The 17,792-nt window shown below is 56.3% G+C and carries 12 protein-coding genes, 2 tRNA genes and 5 other RNA genes; 11 read left to right on the top strand and 8 right to left on the bottom strand.

The features are described from left to right. Positions 1 to 222 precede the first annotated feature (222 nt). Together putP and AFK63_RS11230 are read left to right on the top strand one after the other, a co-directional pair. On the top strand, positions 223 to 1,731 hold the full coding sequence (gene putP, locus AFK63_RS11235) for a sodium/proline symporter PutP (RefSeq protein WP_038863690.1): 1,509 nt from the start codon (positions 223 to 225) through the stop codon (positions 1,729 to 1,731). Between the two features lie 117 nt (positions 1,732 to 1,848). Then, positions 1,849 to 2,277 carry a DUF3574 domain-containing protein gene (locus AFK63_RS11230; protein WP_038863689.1) on the top strand — a complete coding sequence of 143 codons (429 nt, stop codon included), beginning with the start codon at positions 1,849 to 1,851 and terminating at the stop codon, positions 2,275 to 2,277. Positions 2,278 to 2,354: 77 nt separating this feature from the next. Here the strand turns inward: AFK63_RS11230 and AFK63_RS11225 are convergent, their stop codons facing one another. Next, positions 2,355 to 3,539: a NupC/NupG family nucleoside CNT transporter gene (locus tag AFK63_RS11225; RefSeq protein WP_038863686.1), complete on the bottom strand. Its 1,185-nt coding sequence runs from the start codon at positions 3,537 to 3,539 to the stop codon at positions 2,355 to 2,357. 367 nt (positions 3,540 to 3,906) lie between these two features. Between AFK63_RS11225 and efeU the strand changes: the two genes are divergently transcribed. From efeU to AFK63_RS11200, 5 genes are all read left to right on the top strand, one after another. Then, complete coding sequence (gene efeU / locus AFK63_RS11220) at positions 3,907 to 4,737, top strand: iron uptake transporter permease EfeU (protein WP_038863685.1); 831 nt, start codon at positions 3,907 to 3,909, stop codon at positions 4,735 to 4,737. A 55-nt stretch (positions 4,738 to 4,792) separates the two neighbouring features. After that, positions 4,793 to 5,920 (top strand): iron uptake system protein EfeO, encoded by a 1,128-nt coding sequence (gene efeO / locus AFK63_RS11215; protein WP_038863683.1) that lies wholly within the window; start codon positions 4,793 to 4,795, stop codon positions 5,918 to 5,920. A gap of 5 nt (positions 5,921 to 5,925) precedes the next feature. After that, positions 5,926 to 7,209, top strand: a complete 1,284-nt coding sequence (efeB, locus tag AFK63_RS11210; protein WP_038863681.1) for an iron uptake transporter deferrochelatase/peroxidase subunit — start codon at positions 5,926 to 5,928, stop codon at positions 7,207 to 7,209. 543 nt (positions 7,210 to 7,752) lie between these two features. Next, entirely contained in the window at positions 7,753 to 8,541 is a 789-nt protein-coding gene (phoH, locus tag AFK63_RS11205; RefSeq protein ID WP_038863679.1) for a phosphate starvation-inducible protein PhoH, read from the top strand. 171 nt (positions 8,542 to 8,712) lie between these two features. Next, a complete protein-coding gene (locus AFK63_RS11200; RefSeq protein ID WP_050568156.1) occupies positions 8,713 to 9,414 on the top strand; it encodes a hypothetical protein in 702 nt (233 codons plus the stop codon). 116 nt (positions 9,415 to 9,530) lie between these two features. Here AFK63_RS11200 and AFK63_RS20540 read toward each other — a convergent pair. From AFK63_RS20540 to AFK63_RS11195, 4 genes are all read right to left on the bottom strand, one after another. Then, positions 9,531 to 9,671: non-coding RNA, RtT sRNA (locus AFK63_RS20540), on the bottom strand. Positions 9,672 to 9,720: 49 nt separating this feature from the next. After that, positions 9,721 to 9,861, bottom strand: a non-coding RNA gene (locus AFK63_RS20535) — RtT sRNA. 48 nt (positions 9,862 to 9,909) lie between these two features. Next, a non-coding RNA gene (locus AFK63_RS20530) (RtT sRNA) lies at positions 9,910 to 10,050 on the bottom strand. 48 nt (positions 10,051 to 10,098) lie between these two features. Continuing rightward, positions 10,099 to 10,186, bottom strand: a tRNA-Ser gene (locus AFK63_RS11195). 246 nt (positions 10,187 to 10,432) lie between these two features. Between AFK63_RS11195 and AFK63_RS11190 the strand changes: the two genes are divergently transcribed. Beyond that, complete coding sequence (locus tag AFK63_RS11190) at positions 10,433 to 12,757, top strand: FdhF/YdeP family oxidoreductase (protein ID WP_038863736.1); 2,325 nt, start codon at positions 10,433 to 10,435, stop codon at positions 12,755 to 12,757. Positions 12,758 to 12,884: 127 nt separating this feature from the next. Here AFK63_RS11190 and AFK63_RS20525 read toward each other — a convergent pair. The 3 genes from AFK63_RS20525 to AFK63_RS11185 form a co-directional block, all read right to left on the bottom strand. Then, a non-coding RNA gene (locus AFK63_RS20525) (RtT sRNA) lies at positions 12,885 to 13,027 on the bottom strand. A gap of 48 nt (positions 13,028 to 13,075) precedes the next feature. Beyond that, a non-coding RNA gene (locus tag AFK63_RS20520) (RtT sRNA) lies at positions 13,076 to 13,218 on the bottom strand. A 48-nt stretch (positions 13,219 to 13,266) separates the two neighbouring features. Then, positions 13,267 to 13,354 (bottom strand) — tRNA-Ser (locus tag AFK63_RS11185). A gap of 559 nt (positions 13,355 to 13,913) precedes the next feature. Here AFK63_RS11185 and AFK63_RS11180 point away from each other — a divergent pair. The 3 genes from AFK63_RS11180 (at position 13,914) to AFK63_RS11170 (ending at position 17,785) form a co-directional block, all read left to right on the top strand. Continuing rightward, positions 13,914 to 14,447 (top strand): fimbrial protein, encoded by a 534-nt coding sequence (locus tag AFK63_RS11180; RefSeq protein WP_038863678.1) that lies wholly within the window; start codon positions 13,914 to 13,916, stop codon positions 14,445 to 14,447. Between the two features lie 78 nt (positions 14,448 to 14,525). Further along, positions 14,526 to 15,215 (top strand): fimbrial biogenesis chaperone, encoded by a 690-nt coding sequence (locus tag AFK63_RS11175; protein ID WP_038863677.1) that lies wholly within the window; start codon positions 14,526 to 14,528, stop codon positions 15,213 to 15,215. A gap of 86 nt (positions 15,216 to 15,301) precedes the next feature. Continuing rightward, positions 15,302 to 17,785, top strand: coding sequence for a fimbria/pilus outer membrane usher protein (locus AFK63_RS11170; RefSeq protein WP_050568163.1), 2,484 nt, complete (start codon positions 15,302 to 15,304; stop codon positions 17,783 to 17,785). The last annotated feature ends 7 nt before the right edge of the window (positions 17,786 to 17,792 follow it).

The raw sequence follows: 17,792 nt of genomic DNA, 5'->3' as shown, positions 1-17,792 counted from the left end.
AACATTTTTATCCGGTGCAACCTGCAAAAGCGTGAGCGAGTGCAACCTCTCAAAAAATGTACAGGTTTCACAGATGCAAAACATGTGAATGATGTGTTAAATCGATTGTGAATAAAAAACGCTTCCGGCAGGATACTGCCGCCACACGATACGACAATAACGCCACCGCTGCGTTCCGGCGGTGATAAACGGGGCGACCCGGTAATAACGCGGAGAAGTGAAATGACGACGAGTACACCGATGCTGGTGACTTTCATTGTTTATATTTTGGGGATGATACTGATTGGGTTTATTGCGTGGCGCTCCACCAAAAACTTTGATGACTACATTCTTGGCGGACGCAGCCTGGGCAGCGTCGTAACCGCGCTCTCTGCCGGCGCGTCGGATATGTCGGGCTGGCTGCTGATGGGCCTGCCGGGCGCGGTGTTTCTCTCCGGGATCTCCGAAAGCTGGATTGCCATCGGGCTGACGCTCGGGGCCTGGATTAACTGGAAGCTGGTGGCGGGGCGCCTGCGCGTTCACACCGAGCACAACAATAACGCGCTGACGTTACCGGATTATTTCACCGGACGTTTTGAAGATAAGAGCCGCCTGCTGCGCATTATCTCGGCGCTGGTGATTCTGCTGTTCTTCACTATCTACTGCGCATCCGGCATCGTAGCGGGCGCGCGCCTGTTTGAAAGCACCTTTGGCATGAGCTATGAAACCGCGCTCTGGGCAGGGGCTGCGGCGACCATCCTCTACACCTTTATCGGCGGGTTCCTGGCGGTAAGCTGGACCGACACCGTTCAGGCGAGCCTGATGATTTTCGCGCTGATCCTCACACCGGTTATCGTGATTTTCGCGGTCGGCGGCCTGGACGATTCGCTGGCGGTGATTAAGCAAAAGAGCATCGAGAATATCGATATGCTCAAGGGGCTGAACCTGGTCGCGATTATTTCGCTGATGGGCTGGGGGCTGGGCTATTTCGGCCAGCCGCATATTCTGGCGCGCTTTATGGCGGCGGACTCTCACCACACCATCGTTCACGCGCGTCGCATCTCCATGACCTGGATGATCCTCTGCCTCGCGGGCGCGGTGGCAGTGGGCTTCTTCGGTATCGCCTACTTCAATAACCATCCGGAACAGGCGGCGGCGGTGAACCAGAACGGCGAGCGCGTGTTTATCGAACTGGCGCAGATCCTGTTTAATCCGTGGATTGCCGGTATTCTGCTCTCCGCTATCTTGGCGGCGGTGATGTCAACGTTAAGCTGTCAGCTACTGGTCTGCTCCAGCGCCATTACCGAAGACCTCTACAAAGCGTTCCTGCGTAAAGGCGCGAGCCAGAAAGAGCTGGTATGGGTCGGCCGTATGATGGTGCTGGTGGTAGCGCTGGTCGCCATCGCGCTGGCGGCGAACCCGGAAAACCGCGTGCTGGGCCTGGTGAGCTACGCGTGGGCGGGCTTTGGCGCGGCGTTTGGCCCGGTTGTGCTGCTGTCGGTGATGTGGTCGCGCATGACGCGCAACGGCGCGCTGGCGGGCATGATTATCGGCGCGGTGACGGTGATTGTCTGGAAACAGTTCGCGTGGTTTAACCTTTACGAAATCATTCCGGGCTTTATCTTCGCAAGCCTCGGTATCGTGGTGGTGAGCCTGATGGGCAAAGCGCCATCGGCCTCCATGCAGGCGCGCTTTGAAAAAGCGGACGAGGAGTATCACACCCCTGCGCCGTCGAAGCTTCGCGCTAACTAAGCGTCTTATAAAACCCGCCGCCTGGCGGGTTTTTTCTTTCTCATCAATCCGGTAGCTTGCCAGACGCTGCGATTTACGCTGTTATCTTCGCGTTCACCCATAACAAAAAAGGACAGGATGATGGCGATTCGCAAGGTAATGATGTCGATAGCGCTGGCGGCGACGCTTGCAGGCTGCGCCCCGCACGCGGCCGAGCAGGCGCAAACACCGGCGTGCGCTGCGCAAAACCGCATGACGCAGACCACGCTCTATTTCGGGCTGAATCGGCCAGCCGGGGCGGCTATCACTGAACAGGAGTGGCAGCGCTTTGTGGATAACGACGTGACGCCGCGTTTTCGCGACGGGCTGACCGTCTTTGACGCGCGTGGACAGTGGCTTGGCAACGACGGCAAGGTGGCGCGCGAGCCGAGCAAGGCGCTGATGCTTATCCACGCCAGCGACAGCGCGAGCGAGAAGGGGATTGAAGCCCTGCGCGGGATTTATAAATCGCGTTTCGCGCAGGAGTCGGTGATGCGGGTCGATGAAACCGTGTGCGCGCAGTTCTGAAAAAAGGCGGGGAAGCCCCGCCTTATCTATACACCGCTATTTCTGGCCGGGTAAACGGAACGCCACCCGGCATTGATTCACAGCACCAATCCCGCAAAACTCGCCGACAGTAAACTCACCAGCGTCGCGCCGTAGACCAGACGCAGGCCAAAGCGCGATACGACGTTGCCTTGCGACTCGTTAAGGCCCTTGATAGCGCCCGCCACGATGCCGATAGAGGCGAAGTTCGCAAACGACACCAGAAATACCGACAGGATCCCAAGCCCGCGAGGGGAGAGCGTCGCGGCGATTTTTTGCAGCTCGATCATCGCGACAAACTCATTCGCCACCAGTTTGGTCGCCATAATGCCGCCTGCCGTCAGGGCGTCCGCCGCCGGGATCCCGATAAGCCAGGCGAGCGGGTAGAAAACATACCCCAGCAACTGCTGGAAACTGTGGCCGAACAGCGTCAGAAACAGCGCATTCACCGCGCTGATAATGGCGATAAAGCCGATCAGCATTGCGAGAATAATCATCGCTACCTTAAAGCCCGCCAGAATGTACTCGCCGAGCATCTCAAAAAAGCTCTGGGATTCATGTAGCTTTTCAAGCTTCACCTCCGGCTCGTCCTGCGGGCGTGTCGGGTTGATGACCGACAGAATAATGAAGGTGCTGAAGAGATTAAGCACCAGGGCCGCCACCACGTATTTCGCCTCGACCATCGACATATACGCGCCGACAATAGACAGCGACACCGTGGACATCGCCGTCGCGGCCATCGTAAAGAGGCGGCGCGAGGAGAGATCGCCAAGCACCCCTTTATAGGCGATAAAGTTTTCCGACTGGCCGAGGATCAGTGAACTCACCGCGTTAAAAGATTCCAGCTTGCCCATACCGTTGACTTTAGAGAGCAGCGTGCCGATAACGCGGATAAAAATCGGCAGAATACGCCAGTGTTGCAGGATGCCGATGAGCGCCGAGATAAACACGATAGGGCAGAGCACGCCGAGAAACACAAAGGCGAGGCCCTTCTGGCTCATGCCGCCGAAAACGAAGTCGGTACCCTGAGCGGCAAAGTACAACAGCGACGAGAACGCGCCGGCAATTGACTGGATCGCCGCCAGCCCCGCCTGCGCATGCAGGAAGAACCAGGCGAGCGCCGCTTCGATAATTATTAGCTGAAGAATATAACGCAGGCGAATGCTTTTACAGTCAAAGCTTGCAAGCCAGGCAAGCGCGAGTATCGCCACGACGGCGAAAATAAAGTGCAGAATGGTTGTCATAGTTACGCAGGTGTCTGAAAGAAAAATAGTTAGCCACATAAAAACCGGCCGGTAAACAGCGCGCTAAGCATAATTTCCCGCATCGTTATCTGGCAAATGGAATAAGAAAAAGCGATGACGGGCTATTCTGGCCATGACTATTTTCAGTGTCTTTTTGGTCAAAAACGCCAGCGAGAACGGCGCGGCAGCGCGCCCGCCTGACAGAGTGGTTTACGCTAGTGACTACTCAACTTCGCAACTTTTACACTTCGTCATAATTATCCCCACATTTCGCTTGTGTTTCTTTTGGTGGTAATGATAATCACTTGCACTCAAGTTTACGTTTCTTTGCATCAGTTGACCTGATTTCACATTTGCAGGTGCCCGAATGTTCGTTCCTTTTCTGATTATGCTGCGTGAAGGCCTCGAAGCGGCGCTCATCGTCAGCCTTATCGCCAGCTATCTCAAGCGCACTCAGCGCGGCAACTGGCTCGGCGTGATGTGGGTCGGCGTGTTTCTCGCCGCCGCGCTCTGCCTGGGCCTCGGTATTTTTATTAATGAAACCACCGGCGAGTTCCCGCAAAAAGAGCAGGAGCTGTTTGAGGGGCTCGTGGCGGCCATTGCGGTTGTGATCCTCACCTGGATGGTGTTCTGGATGCGTAAAGTCTCGCGCAACGTGAAAGGCGAACTGGAGCAGGCGGTGGATCGCGCGCTCAGGCGTCCGGGCGGGCACGGCTGGGCGCTGGTGATGATGGTCTTTTTCGCCGTGGCGCGCGAAGGGCTGGAGTCGGTCTTTTTCCTGCTGGCCGCGTTTGGTCAGGATGTCGGTATCTGGCCACCGCTCGGCGCGATGCTGGGGCTTGGCACCGCTGTGGTGCTCGGATTCCTGCTTTACTGGGGCGGCATTCGTCTTAACCTCAGTGCTTTTTTCCGCTGGACCAGCCTGTTTATTCTCCTGGTCGCCGCCGGGCTTGCGGCGGGCGCTGTCCGCGCCTTCCATGAAGCCGGGCTGTGGAACCATTTTCAGGCGGTGGCGTTTGATTTGAGCAATGTGCTCTCGACGCACTCGCTCACCGGCACGCTGCTGGAAGGGATTTTCGGCTACCAGGAAGCGCCGACCGTCAGCGAAGTGGCGGCATGGTTTATCTATCTGATCCCGGCGCTGGCGCTCTATGCGCTGCCAGCGCGCGCCGACGCGCGGATCTCCGGGAACGCCTGATTTTTGCCGCGCCCGTGCGCGGCTTAGTTACAACATACTTTTAGAGGGATGGGTCATGACGAAACAACTTCGCCGTAGCGCGCTTTCCGTGACGCTGCTGGCATTTATCAGTTCCGCATTTACCGCGCAGGCGGCCGAGGTTCCGCAGGTGAAAGTCACCGTCAACGACAAACAGTGCGAGCCGATGACGCTTACGGTGAATGCCGGTAAAACCCAGTTCATTATCCTCAACCACAGCCAGAAGGCGCTGGAATGGGAAATCCTTAAAGGCGTAATGGTGGTGGAAGAGCGTGAAAACATCGCGCCGGGCTTCAGCCAGAAGATGACCGCCAACCTTGAGCCTGGCGAATATGACATGACCTGCGGCCTGTTGAGCAACCCGAAAGGTAAGCTTATCGTCAACGCGGCCGGCGGCGAGAAAGCCGCGGCGAACAGCGGCCTGATGTCGCTCGAAGGCGCGGTGACCGACTATAAAGCCTGGGTGATGGTGGAAACCGCCGCGCTGGTCTCTGGCACCAAAGCCTTTACCGACGCGGTCAAAGCGGGCGATATCGAAAAAGCGAAATCCCTGTACGCCCCAACGCGCCAGCACTATGAGCGCATCGAACCTGTCGCTGAACTGTTCTCCGATCTCGACGGCAGCATTGACGCTCGCGAAGATGATTACGAACAGAAAGCGGCCGACCCGAAATTCACAGGCTTCCACCGCCTGGAGAAAGCACTGTTCGGCGATAACAGCGTCAAAGGCATGGAGATGTACGCCGACAAGCTCAACAGCGATGTGCTGGATCTGCAAAAACGCATCAGCGAGCTGGCGTTCCCGCCGGGTAAAGTGGTGGGCGGCGCGGCGGGCCTGATCGAAGAAGTGGCGGCCAGCAAAATCAGCGGTGAAGAAGATCGCTACAGCCATACCGACCTGTGGGATTTCCAGGCGAACATCGACGGTGCGCAGAAAATCGTGAATCTGCTGCGTCCGCAACTACAAAAAGAGAACGCGCCGCTGCTGGCGAAAGTGGATGCCAACTTCAAAAAAGTGGATGCCATTCTTGCCAAATACCGCACTAAAGAGGGCTTTGAGACTTACGACAAGCTGACCGATGCCGACCGTAACGCGCTGAAAGGGCCGATTACGGCGCTTGCTGAAGATCTCTCCTTATTGCGCGGCGTGCTCGGGCTGGACTAAGCGTTATGCAAGAACATGATAATCACGGCGTGCCGCAACCGGCGCGCCGCCGTCTGCTGAAGGGGCTTGGCGCGCTGACCGGAGCGCTGGCGGTTACTGGCGGTTGTCCGGTCGCGCATGGCGCGCAGACGAAAACCGCGCCCGGTACGCTCTCTCCCGACGCGCGCTCGCAGACGCAGCCGTTTTACGGCGCGCATCAGGCGGGTATTCTGACGCCGCAGCAGGCCTCGATGATGCTGGTGGCGTTTGATGTGCTGGCTGCGGATAAAGCCGACCTGGAACGGCTGTTCCGTCTGCTGACCGACCGCATTGCATTTCTGACCGAGGGCGGCCCGGCGCCACAAACGCCGAACCCGCGTCTGCCGCCGATGGATTCGGGCATTCTCGGGCCGGTCATTGCTCCGGATAACCTGACCATCACGGTGTCGCTGGGCCGGTCGCTGTTTGACGAGCGCTACGGGCTTGCGCCGCAGATGCCGAAAAAGCTGCAAAAAATGGAGCGTTTCCCCAACGACTCGCTGGACGCGGCCCTGTGCCACGGCGATTTGCTGCTGCAAATCTGCGCCAATACGCAGGATACGGTTATCCATGCGCTGCGCGACGTCATTAAGCACACGCCGGATCTGCTGAGCGTACGCTGGAAACGCGAAGGGTTTATCTCCGATCACGCGGCGCGCAGCCTCGGTAAAGAGACGCCGGTTAACCTGCTCGGTTTTAAAGATGGCACCGCGAACCCGGATACCCGCAATGCGCCGCTGATGGATAACGTGGTGTGGGTAACGGCGGATCAGGGCGAGCCCGCGTGGGCAGCAGGCGGCAGCTATCAGGCTGTGCGCATTATCCAGTTCCACGTGGAGTTCTGGGACCGGACGCCGCTTAAAGAGCAGCAGACAATTTTTGGTCGTGACAAGCAGACCGGCGCGCCGCTCGGCATGCAGCGTGAGCACGACGTGCCGGATTACAGCAACGATCCGGACGGTAACGTGATTGCGCTCGACAGCCATATCCGGCTTGCGAATCCACGCACGCCAGAGACCCAGTCCAGCCTGATGGTGCGTCGCGGTTACAGCTATTCGCTGGGCGTGACTCCTTCCGGCCAGCTCGATATGGGCCTGCTGTTTGTCTGCTATCAGCATGACCTGGAAAAGGGTTTTTTAACGGTGCAAAAGCGGCTTAACGGTGAAGCGCTGGAGGAGTACGTGAAGCCCATCGGCGGCGGCTATTTCTTCGCGCTGCCGGGGGTAGCGGATAAATCCCGCTTCCTGGCCGACGGCCTGCTGAAAGCCTGACATAAACCCCGCCCCATGAGGCGGGGTTTTTTATGTTTCATTTGCTAACAATTTTCGCGCGCCTGTGGCAGAGCATTTTCGCGGCAGCTATTCTGTTGATACATTTCTGTAATATTTTTCTGTCATAAAAGAATCATTGTACGGCGGGTCTCAAAAGTTATCTTTTAGTAAATATTATGTTGCAAAGTTGATAATTTTTGTTGTACTTAAAGCGTTAGCGGTAGTTCCCCGACGGTGTCAGCAGTAGCACGATGGAGATCGCGAATGGTAGCGTCCAGAAGTGGACTTAAACGGAATACAACCCGCACCACCCGGCGCGGAGGAGCCTCCTCCGGCAGCGTTATCTCCACCCCCTCAAACACGTTTCAACTTTCTTCCACAGTTCCAGACGATGCGGTAAGCGGTGCGCGTAGCCGTACTACCGCGTCTTTTCGACCGGCAATTCATGGCTTACAAGGAAGCCAAACCTCAAACGTTCGTGCGCATAATCGCGTCCATCATCAGGATGCGGCTCATGTAAACCAACTTAACAAGGTGCCATCCATGGGAAGACAGAAAGCAGTGATCAAAGCTCGTCGTGAAGCAAGACGCGTTCTCAGACGAGACTCACGCAGCCACCGGCAGCGTGAAGAGGAATCGGTCACCACGCTTGTGCAAATGAGTGGCGTAGAAGCAATCGGCATGGCGCGGGACAGCCGCGATCTGTCGCCGATTGCCGCTCGTACCGACGCTCAGGCGCATTATCTTGAGGCTATTGAGAGCAAGCAGCTGATATTCGCCACCGGCGAAGCCGGATGCGGCAAAACGTTTATCAGCGCCGCGAAAGCGGCTGAGGCCCTGATTCACAAGGATGTCGACAGGATAATTGTCACCCGTCCGGTGCTGCAGGCCGATGAAGATCTCGGCTTCCTGCCCGGCGATATTTCCGAGAAATTCGCTCCCTATTTCCGCCCGGTCTATGACGTGCTGGTGCGCCGCCTCGGCGCCTCCTTCATGCAATATTGCCTGCGCCCGGAGATAGGCAAAGTCGAGATTGCGCCGTTCGCCTATATGCGTGGACGTACTTTTGAAAACGCCGTTGTGATTCTGGACGAGGCCCAGAACGTGACTGCCGCGCAAATGAAAATGTTTTTGACCCGCCTCGGGGAGAACGTGACCGTTATCGTCAATGGCGATATCACCCAGTGCGATTTGCCGGCGGGCGTGCAGTCCGGCCTGAGCGACGCGCTGGCGCGTTTTGAGGAAGATGAGATGATTGGCATCGTGCGGTTCGGTAAAGCCGACTGCGTGCGCTCCGCGCTCTGCCAGCGAACGCTTAACGCTTACGATTAACGTAACCGATAACAAAAAACCGGCGTCTGGAACGGCGCCGGTTTTTATTTGTCAAGACCCTGCTATTTGCCTGCCTGCATCCTTACCTTTTTTATTCTCTGGTCGATAACCCTTACGCACAGCGCCATAGAAAATGGCCGTAATTAATTACGTTTTGGTAAGGATATCGTTATGAAAGCTTCTTTCGCGCTTCCCTTTGCGTTTTGTTCGCTGGTCTTAAGCGGATGCAGTAATACGCCGCCGCCGCCTGTTGAGAAGGTGGTCAACACCAGCACCGTTAAAGGCGAGGGCGGCGCGTTATTGTCGATTCAAAGCTACGAGCAGCTCAGAACCGATACCCATCAGCCAACCGATACGTCGCTGCGCTACATCACGCGCGGCGACACCAGCAAAGTGGTGGCGCTAAAAACCCTGCAGTTTATTGTTGGCCTGGCGGCGGGTGGCGCTCAGGAATCAGGATTTACGAAAGATCAGCTGGTGGGTACGCCGATAACTATGATGCCTAACCCAACGCTGACCTATTTTTCTGATGCTATGAAAAAATCGCTTGAGAAAGATATGGCGAAATTACCTGCCGGAGAGATTAAAAACCCGATAGAGATTCGTCCTTATACCTGGATGCTGGTTTATGAAAACCTCTCCGGAGGCGACAGCTACGAGCTTCACTATCAGACAGCAATCAGACGCACAAAATCGGCGCTTGAAAAAGGTAAAGAAGCGTCCGCCTCGGTGTCGTGTTATCCAGAGGCAGTAAAAGCGCCGCTGGCTCAGTGGCAGGCAAACCATTACCAGAAAGTGACTGAGGTCACGCGCGGTTTTATGGACGCGTGTCTGAAAGATTTTGAAGCCCATAAGGCCGAGTTTCTGCAATAAAAGCGTTTCGCCGGGTTTGGCATCAGACAGGTAAGCGCAGGGCCGCCTGCCATCCGGGCAGGCGCGATGTAAATGCAAAAAAGCCTGAGGGTTAGCTCAGGCTCTTTCTTTGAATATGGCGGTGAGGGAGGGATTGATTCGGCCCGGTGTGCCTCACCCTTCGGGCGGCATGTCCGCAAGCGGCCCTGCCGTCCAGGCGGTAAACCGCCTGTCGAACCCTGGTCGAGGCTTCTCATCCCTCCCCGGGGTGGGCGAGATATAAATGCAAAAAAGCCCGTACTTGCGTACAGGCTCTTTCTTTGAATATGGCGGTGAGGGAGGGATTGATTCGGCCCGGTGTGCCTCACCCTTCGGGCGACATGTCCGCAAGCGGCCCTGCCGTCCAGGCGGTAAACCGCCTGTCGAACCCTGGTCGAGGCTTCTCATCCCTCCCTGGGCAGGCGAGATATAAATGCAAAAAAGCCCGTACTTGCGTACAGGCTCTTTCTTTAAATATGGCGGTGAGGGAGGGATTGATTCGGCCCGCCGGGCCTCACCATTCGGGCGGCATGTCCGCAAGCGGCCCTGCCGTCCAGGCGGTAAACCGCCTGTCGAACCCTGGTCGAGGCTTCTCATCCCTCCCCGGGCAGGCGCGATATAAATGCAAAAAAGCCCGTACTTGCGTACAGGCTCTTTCTTTAAATATGGCGGTGAGGGAGGGATTCGAACCCTCGATACGTTGCCGTATACACACTTTCCAGGCGTGCTCCTTCAGCCACTCGGACACCTCACCATATTGTCTTGCTGCCTCGCGTAGCGGGGCAACGGGGCGCTACTATAGGGATCTGCATGAAAACGGTCAAGCAGATTTTTTTCTTTCTTATTCGTTCGGTTAAGGGTTAAACGAAATGACGTTTTTGCCCGCTGGTCCGCCCCGGACAGCCCGCCGCGCGGGCGGATAACGCCACGCCTGCTTCGCTTATCCCGATTTCTGTACCAGGCTTAATACACAACAATGAGACAGAAAATGTGGAGCACTATGAAAGAGCGAAATCGTACTATCGGCATCGCGCCCTATGGCGGATCGGCGGGCGGTTGGGGGGCATTAAAAGCCGTTGCTGACGCCATCCGCGGCCAGATGTCGGTGAAGCAGGACGTGATTGCCCTGTTCAAAGTTAATCAGCCGCAAGGATTCGACTGCCCCGGCTGCGCCTGGCCCGATCCGCAGCATGCGTCGTCATTCGAATTCTGCGAAAACGGCGCGAAGGCGGTTTCCTGGGAAGCGACCAGTAAACGCACCACGCCGGAATTCTTCGCGGCGCATCCTGTCAGCGAACTCTGGGAGCGTAGCGCCTTTGAACTTGAAGGCGAAGGGCGCCTGACGCACCCGATGAAATACGATCCGGCAAGCGACACCTACCAGCCCATCGAATGGGAGACCGCATTTCGGGAGATTGGCGAGCGCCTGCGCAGCTATGACGATCCGGACAGCGTGGAGTTTTACACCTCGGGCCGCGCTTCCAATGAGGCTGCGTTCCTGTGGCAGCTTTTCGCGCGCGAATATGGCACCAACAACTTCCCGGACTGCTCTAACATGTGCCATGAACCCACGAGCGTCGGCCTGCCGGAGTCCATCGGCGTCGGTAAAGGGACGGTAGAACTGGAGGATTTCGACCACTGCGATCTGGTGCTGTGCATCGGCCATAACCCTGGCACCAACCATCCGCGCATGCTCGGCACGCTGCGTGAAGTGTCAAAGCGCGGCGCGACGATTGTGGCAATCAACCCCCTGCGCGAACGCGGCCTTGAGCGCTTTACGTCACCACAAAGCCCGATCGAGATGCTGTCGCTAAGCTCCACTGAACTTGCTTCGACGTATTATAAAGTGCGGGTCGGCGGCGACGCGGCGATGCTCAAAGGCGTGATGAAAATTCTGCTCTCAATGCATGAAGAGGCGCTGGCTAACGGCGAGCCGGGCGTGCTTGACGAGACATTTATTCAGGAACATACCGAAGGGTTTGACGCGCTGAAAGCGGATCTCGACGCCACCGACTGGGCGCATATCCTCAAAGTCTCCGGGATGGAGCGCAAGGAAATCCAGAATATCGCGCGCCTGTATGCGAACGCCGAACGCACCATTATCTGTTACGGCATGGGGATCACTCAGCACCAGTACGGCACGCAGAATGTGCAGCAGATCGCCAATCTGCTGCTGTTGCGCGGCAACATCGGCAAAAAAGGCGCCGGAATTTGTCCGCTGCGCGGCCACTCGAATGTGCAGGGCGATCGCACGGTCGGCATCACTGAAATCCCGCCTCAGTCGCTGCTCGACGGCATCGAGCGTGTCTTTGGGTTTAAACCGCCGCAAAAACATGGACACGGCGCGGTGGCGGCGATTCAGGCGATGCGCGACGGCAAGGCCAAAGCGCTGCTCTGTCTGGGCGGCAATCTGGCGGAGGCGATTTCCGACCCGCAGGTGACCTTCCCGGCCATGCGCAATCTCGATTTGGTGGTGCATATGGCGACTAAACTCAACCGTTCGCATCTGTTACTTGGCAAGCATAACTATATTCTCCCGGTGCTTGGCCGCACCGAGACGGATGTACAGGCGTCGGGCGAGCAGAGCATTACGGTGGAAGATTCGATGTCGATGGTGCATGCCTCGCGCGGCATGCTGAAACCGGCGTCGCCGCATCTGCGCTCGGAGCCCGCTATTGTGGCGGGGCTTGCGAAAGCGACCCTGCCGGATACGGTGGTCGACTGGGATAAAATGATAGGCGATTACAGTTTTATCCGCGACGCTATCGAGGCGGTGTTCCCGGCCTTCGCGAATTTCAACGAGCGGGTGAAAAAACCGGGCGGGTTCCGGCTGCGTAATGCAGCCTCGGAGCGTGTCTGGAATACGCCCAGCGGCAAAGCGCAGTTTAAAGTGATGCAGGGGATTAATGAGGATCCGCGGTCGCTGAAGTGTCATGACCTGGTGTTGACGACGCTGCGCAGCCACGACCAGTACAACACGACGCTGTACGGCCTGAACGACCGTTACCGTGGCGTGACGGGGCGGCGCGATGTGCTGTTTATCAATCCGGATGAAGCGGAGAGACGTGAACTGCGCGTGGGCGACCAGGTGAATATCACCGCGCTTGACCCCGATGGCAACCCGACCTCGCGGCGGATGCACAATCTGACCGTAGTGGTTATCGATATGGCGCCCGGCTCGGTCGGCGCGTATTACCCGGAGGCCAACGTGCTGGTGCCGCTCGACAGCCACGATACTCAGAGCGGGATCCCCGCCTACAAGAGCATCCCGATTGCGATGGAGCGCGTCGCCGCGCCGGTCGAAACATCCGGTGCGCGCCGATAGACGGGGGCGTAAAAGCGTTCCATCCATTTTTCCCTAAACCCGTGAAGCGGTGCGTGCCTGCCGTTCGGAATAGCGCGGCATAAATGCAAAAAAGCCTGAGGGTTAGCTCAGGCTCTTTCTTTGAATATGGCGGTGAGGGAGGGATTGATTCGGCCCGGTGTGCCTCACCCTTCGGGCAGTCAGCTCGCCTGGTTCGCAGACTGTCTCACTGGCTGCGCCAGTGGTCGAACCCTTGTCGAGGCTTCTCATCCCTCCCCGGGGTGGCGCGATATAAATGCAAAAAAGCCTGAGGGTTAGCTTAGGCTTTTTCTTTAAATATGGCGGTGAGGGAGGGATTGATTCGGCCCGCCGGGCCTCACCCTTCGGGCAGTCAGCTCGCCTGGCTCGCAGACTGTCCCACTGGCTGCGCCAGTGGTCGAACCCTTGTCGAGGCTTCTCATCCCTCCCCGGAGTGGCGCGATATAAATGCAAAAAAGCCTGAGGGTTAGCTCAGGCTCTTTCTTTAAATATGGCGGTGAGGGAGGGATTCGAACCCTCGATACGTTGCCGTATACACACTTTCCAGGCGTGCTCCTTCAGCCACTCGGACACCTCACCATATTGTCTTCCCGACGCTGCGGGACGGGCGCTAATGTAGGGGAAAGGCCCATAGCCGTCAATGCAAATTTAGCGCTTTCTGGAGCGTTTAAACAAACTTCATACAAAGTGCCCTAAAAGTAACCGTTCAATGCCTGTGAGTAAGATCCATAACAGGAACAAAAAAGTGCCTTTTTTTGAATCTGGAACATTCCCACGCACTGCATTATGTGCTGCGTAATAGAAGACGATGAATGAATCACCAGCTTGATAACGGCAGAGCTAACCATCAAATTCCAGAATAACAAAAGGATAGATAATTATATCTATATAAAGGCATATATATTTGCGCCAGAAATGTTCATGTTTAAGATGATATTAAATCAATGTATATATTAATTGAATGATTTGATGTAACGCTAACCGATAGAAATCTGCTGCTTAGTTAGTGAATTTAAATAAAAATTCAGACTGCTAATTGTCAGTTTATTTAACTGAGGCTAAGATGCGTTGGCTTTAATCTGTAAGCGATATTTATTCGTTAAATATATAGTTTGGGATAAACAATCATGGAGAAGATATGAGAAAACATGTCTGTTTGATGATGCTCGCAGGAGCGTTGGCGATAAATGCAGCTTCGGCGTTAGCAGCAGATGGAACCATTAAATTTACAGGTAAAATTACCGATCAGGCCTGTGAAATCGATGATGACGATAAAGTGCTTGATGTCGAGATGGGCGTATATTCAGTGAAGCAATTTAACGCGACCGTAGGGGTGAAAACGCCACCGATCCCGGTAAATATTAAGCTGAAAAACTGTCCGGTTGTGGAAGAGGGCGCCAATCCGCATTTCAGTATTTATCTCACAGGCGATGCTGACCCGGTGAATAAAGATTACCTGAAAGTGGCGGACGGCGGTGCGACGGGGGTTGCGATTGTCATCACGGATGACGAAGGTACGCTTATTCCCATGAACCAGTTCTCTGAGCGTAAATTTGAAATTACCGATGCCACGATGGATCTGAATCTCATTGCCTATTACGAATCCACTGATACCACCATTGGTGCAGGTGCCGCTAACGGAACAACGGATATTACTTTTGACTACCGTTAATCTTTATTAAGTTAACGTGTAATTAAGCCGCCAGCCCAGGCTGACGGCTTATTATTCCTTTTCGACGTGAGTTAGATTATGCGTACGATGAGAAAGTCTGTTCTCAAAACAATCATTTTTTTTATTATGCTGTTTAATCTACATAGCGCTTTGGCCGGCGGGATTGTGGTTGGCGGCACGCGCGTGATCTATGAAGGCAATAAAAAGGAAGCGTCGCTTAGCGTAAAAAATAACAGCGGCACCAGCCCGTTTTTATTACAGTCCTGGATTGATACTGGCGATGGCAAAACACGCGGCCCATTTATGGTGACGCCGCCGCTGTTTCGTATTGAACCCAATGAAGATCATGAGTTACGCATCGCGAAAACCGGCAATTTACCGGAGGATCGCGAGTCGCTTTTTTATCTGAATATTCGCGCTATTCCGCCGTCATCACCTGATGCGGTCAATACGCTCAAGCTGGTGGTGAAAACCCGCATTAAGCTTTTTTACCGTCCGCAAGGCCTTATCAATGACGCGGCGACAGCCTACAAGCAGCTGGCGTTTCATCTCGCCGATGGCCAGCTGGTTGCTGAGAACCCAACCCCTTTTTATGTGGTGTTCGATAGCCTGACTGTCGGCGCGACGCGTATTCAGCGCGCGGATATGCTGGCGCCGTTCGCCAGCCAGCGTTTTGATCTGCCCGCAACGGAAACCGGGCGAGGCGTGAGCTGGCGCGTTATTAACGATTATGGCGGCGTGACGAAGCCAGAGACCCGCGCTCTGTGAGCCGTACAGCAAGGAATGCGCCTGTGAAGAACACTGCTTACTCTTTTGATAGTCGTCTGCCGGAAACCGTTCGGCCTGTTGCGCTCATGGTGGCGGCTGCGCTGACGTACATGCTAAGCGGCCATCACCACGCCTGCGCGCAGGAGAAAGTCTGGTTTGACCCGATGTTAATGGAGCAGGGCGATCCGGGGCAGCGGGGCGTCGACCTGTCGATTTTCAGCACTAAAGATCAGCTGCCGGCGGGGAATTATCCGCTACGCATCCGGCTTAACGGCGATGAACAGTTTACCCGCACGGTGCCTCTGACCGTGGACACGCGCGGCGAGACGCATCCGGTCATTACGCCCGCGCTTCTGGAAGAGCTGAATGTGAAAACCGAGGCGTACCCGGCGCTGGCGGCGCTCTCGCCGCTCGCGCCTGTTGAGGATATCGGCTCGCTGATCCCGGCGGCGTCAGTGCGGCTGAACACCCATAGCATGGCGCTGGAGGTCAGCATTCCGCAGGCGGCGTTGCGGCGCACCGCTCGCGGCTTTGTGGATCCCGCATACTGGGATGACGGTCTTCCCGCTTTTTTTAGCAACTACACGTTTAACGGGACGGATACCCAAAGCGATGTCGACGCAGACGATTCATCGCAATATCTCAACCTGCAGAACGGGCTGAATATCGGGCCATGGCGCGTGCGTAATTATTCCACCTGGAGCAAAAGCGACGACGAGGCGCGCTGGGATACGGTCTACACGTTTTTACAGCGGGATATCAAGCCCTGGCGCTCGCAACTGACCATGGGGGAGAGCTATTCCCCGTCGATGATTTTCGACAGCGTGAAATTCAAAGGCGCGCAGCTGGCGACCGACGACAATATGCTGCCGGACAGCCTGCGCGGCTTTGCGCCGGTGATCCGAGGGATCGCCAGTTCAACCGCGGAAGTTACGGTGCGCCAGAACGGCTACATCATTTTTCAGGATACCGTTGCTCCTGGCGCGTTTGAAATCAGCGATCTCTACCCCACGTCGCACAGCGGCGATCTGGAGGTAACCATTAAAGAGGCTGACGGCAAAGAGCGACGTTTCATTCAGCCGTTTTCCGCCGTACCGATCATGCAGCGGCCCGGACAGCTTAAATACAGCCTGACGGCGGGCGAATACGATCCGAGCGGGCCAGACGACGCCACGCCCGCCTTTGCGCAGGGCACGCTGATCTACGGTCTGAATAACGCAGTGACGCTCTATGGCGGCGCGATGGGTGCAGAGACTTATCAGGCCGCCGCCCTCGGCGTAGGCGTTGGGCTCGGGGAGTGGGGCTCGGTCTCGGTTGATGTCACGCAGGCGCGCAGCCAGCTGCAAAATAATACGACCTCGACAGGCCAGTCGTACCGCTTTCAGTATTCTAAAAATATTGAATACACCGATACCGCCATTACGCTTGCGGGCTACCGCTATTCCACCAGCGGCTATTACGATTTCGATGAAGCGAACCATGATGAAGACTGGTATGACGACCGCTACAGCGGGTATTACCAACAGCGCAGCCAGCTGCAAATCAGTATTAACCAGACGCTTGGCGGCATCGGTTCGTTTTATCTGAATGGCTATCAGCGAGACTTCTGGAACCGGGCGGACAAAGAGCAGAATCTCTCTGCGGGCTTTGCCTGTACGACATCCGGTATCACCTGGACGCTTTCGACTGCGTGGAACAAAACAGAAGATCAAACCGATCGGCAAATCGCGCTCGGCGTCAGTATTCCGTTGAGCCGCTGGCTGAATAATAGCTGGGCGACGTTTAACGTAAGCCAGAACCAGGATGGCGACACGCGCTACCAGACCGGGTTGAGCGGCACCCTGATGGATGACGGCCGGTTAAGCTATTCGCTACAGCAAAGCTACAACCAGGCGGGGCAAAACGGCGATAACAACACTGACAGCAGTGCCGATCTCAATTATAAATCGCGCTTCGCCAACCTGAGCCTCGGCTATTACCAGTCTGAGGATACCCGCCAGTGGAACTACGGTGCCTCCGGCGCGCTGGTGGTGCATCCGCATGGCGTTACGCTCGCTCAGCCGCTCGGCGACGCCTTCGCGCTGGTGGACGCCAATGGCGCCAGCGACATCCGCTTCAAAAATCAGTCCGGCGTCGCCACCGACTGGCTGGGTTATGCGGTGATCCCCTGGCTCTCTCCTTATGAAAGAAACGAGCTGACGCTCGACACCACCACGATGCCCGCTGGCGTGGACGCGGAAAATACGCACCTGACGCTTATCCCGAATAAAGGCGCGTTAGTCTACGCGCATATCGATGCGCGCAAAGGGCATCGGCTGCTTTTGACGCTGCGCCGGGCAAACGGCGAGCCGGTGCCGTTCGGCGCGCTGGTAACGCTGGATGGCGTTGAGAACTACGAAAGTATTGTTGACGAAGGCGGCGTCGCGTACCTGACCGGCGTGAAAGAAAATGGCAGTGCGCAGGTGAGGTGGGGAAGCCGCGCCGACCAGCGCTGCCGTGCTTCTGTGATTTTACCCGAGGCGCCGCCAGTACAGGGCGATCTCCTCCCCCTGACGGCTATGTGTCGATAAAAAGAGA

The sequence above is a fragment of the Cronobacter muytjensii ATCC 51329 genome (assembly GCF_001277195.1).
In the GTDB taxonomy this organism is placed as follows: Bacteria; Pseudomonadota; Gammaproteobacteria; order Enterobacterales; family Enterobacteriaceae; genus Cronobacter; species Cronobacter muytjensii.
This window is presented reverse-complemented; position numbering and strand designations above follow the sequence as displayed.

What these genes read in the sequence shown, in the direction of transcription:
- AFK63_RS11225 (WP_038863686.1), bottom strand. Translation starts at nt 3,539, where the DNA reads ATGACAACCATTCTGCACTTTATTTTCGCCGTCGTGGCGATACTCGCG.
- AFK63_RS11175 (WP_038863677.1), top strand. Translation starts at nt 14,526, where the DNA reads ATGCGTACGATGAGAAAGTCTGTTCTCAAAACAATCATTTTTTTTATT.
- efeB (WP_038863681.1), top strand. Translation starts at nt 5,926, where the DNA reads ATGCAAGAACATGATAATCACGGCGTGCCGCAACCGGCGCGCCGCCGT.
- efeO (WP_038863683.1), top strand. Translation starts at nt 4,793, where the DNA reads ATGACGAAACAACTTCGCCGTAGCGCGCTTTCCGTGACGCTGCTGGCA.
- efeU (WP_038863685.1), top strand. Translation starts at nt 3,907, where the DNA reads ATGTTCGTTCCTTTTCTGATTATGCTGCGTGAAGGCCTCGAAGCGGCG.
- AFK63_RS11190 (WP_038863736.1), top strand. Translation starts at nt 10,433, where the DNA reads ATGAAAGAGCGAAATCGTACTATCGGCATCGCGCCCTATGGCGGATCG.
- AFK63_RS11180 (WP_038863678.1), top strand. Translation starts at nt 13,914, where the DNA reads ATGAGAAAACATGTCTGTTTGATGATGCTCGCAGGAGCGTTGGCGATA.
- AFK63_RS11230 (WP_038863689.1), top strand. Translation starts at nt 1,849, where the DNA reads ATGATGGCGATTCGCAAGGTAATGATGTCGATAGCGCTGGCGGCGACG.
- AFK63_RS11200 (WP_050568156.1), top strand. Translation starts at nt 8,713, where the DNA reads ATGAAAGCTTCTTTCGCGCTTCCCTTTGCGTTTTGTTCGCTGGTCTTA.
- phoH (WP_038863679.1), top strand. Translation starts at nt 7,753, where the DNA reads ATGGGAAGACAGAAAGCAGTGATCAAAGCTCGTCGTGAAGCAAGACGC.
- AFK63_RS11170 (WP_050568163.1), top strand. Translation starts at nt 15,302, where the DNA reads ATGGTGGCGGCTGCGCTGACGTACATGCTAAGCGGCCATCACCACGCC.
- putP (WP_038863690.1), top strand. Translation starts at nt 223, where the DNA reads ATGACGACGAGTACACCGATGCTGGTGACTTTCATTGTTTATATTTTG.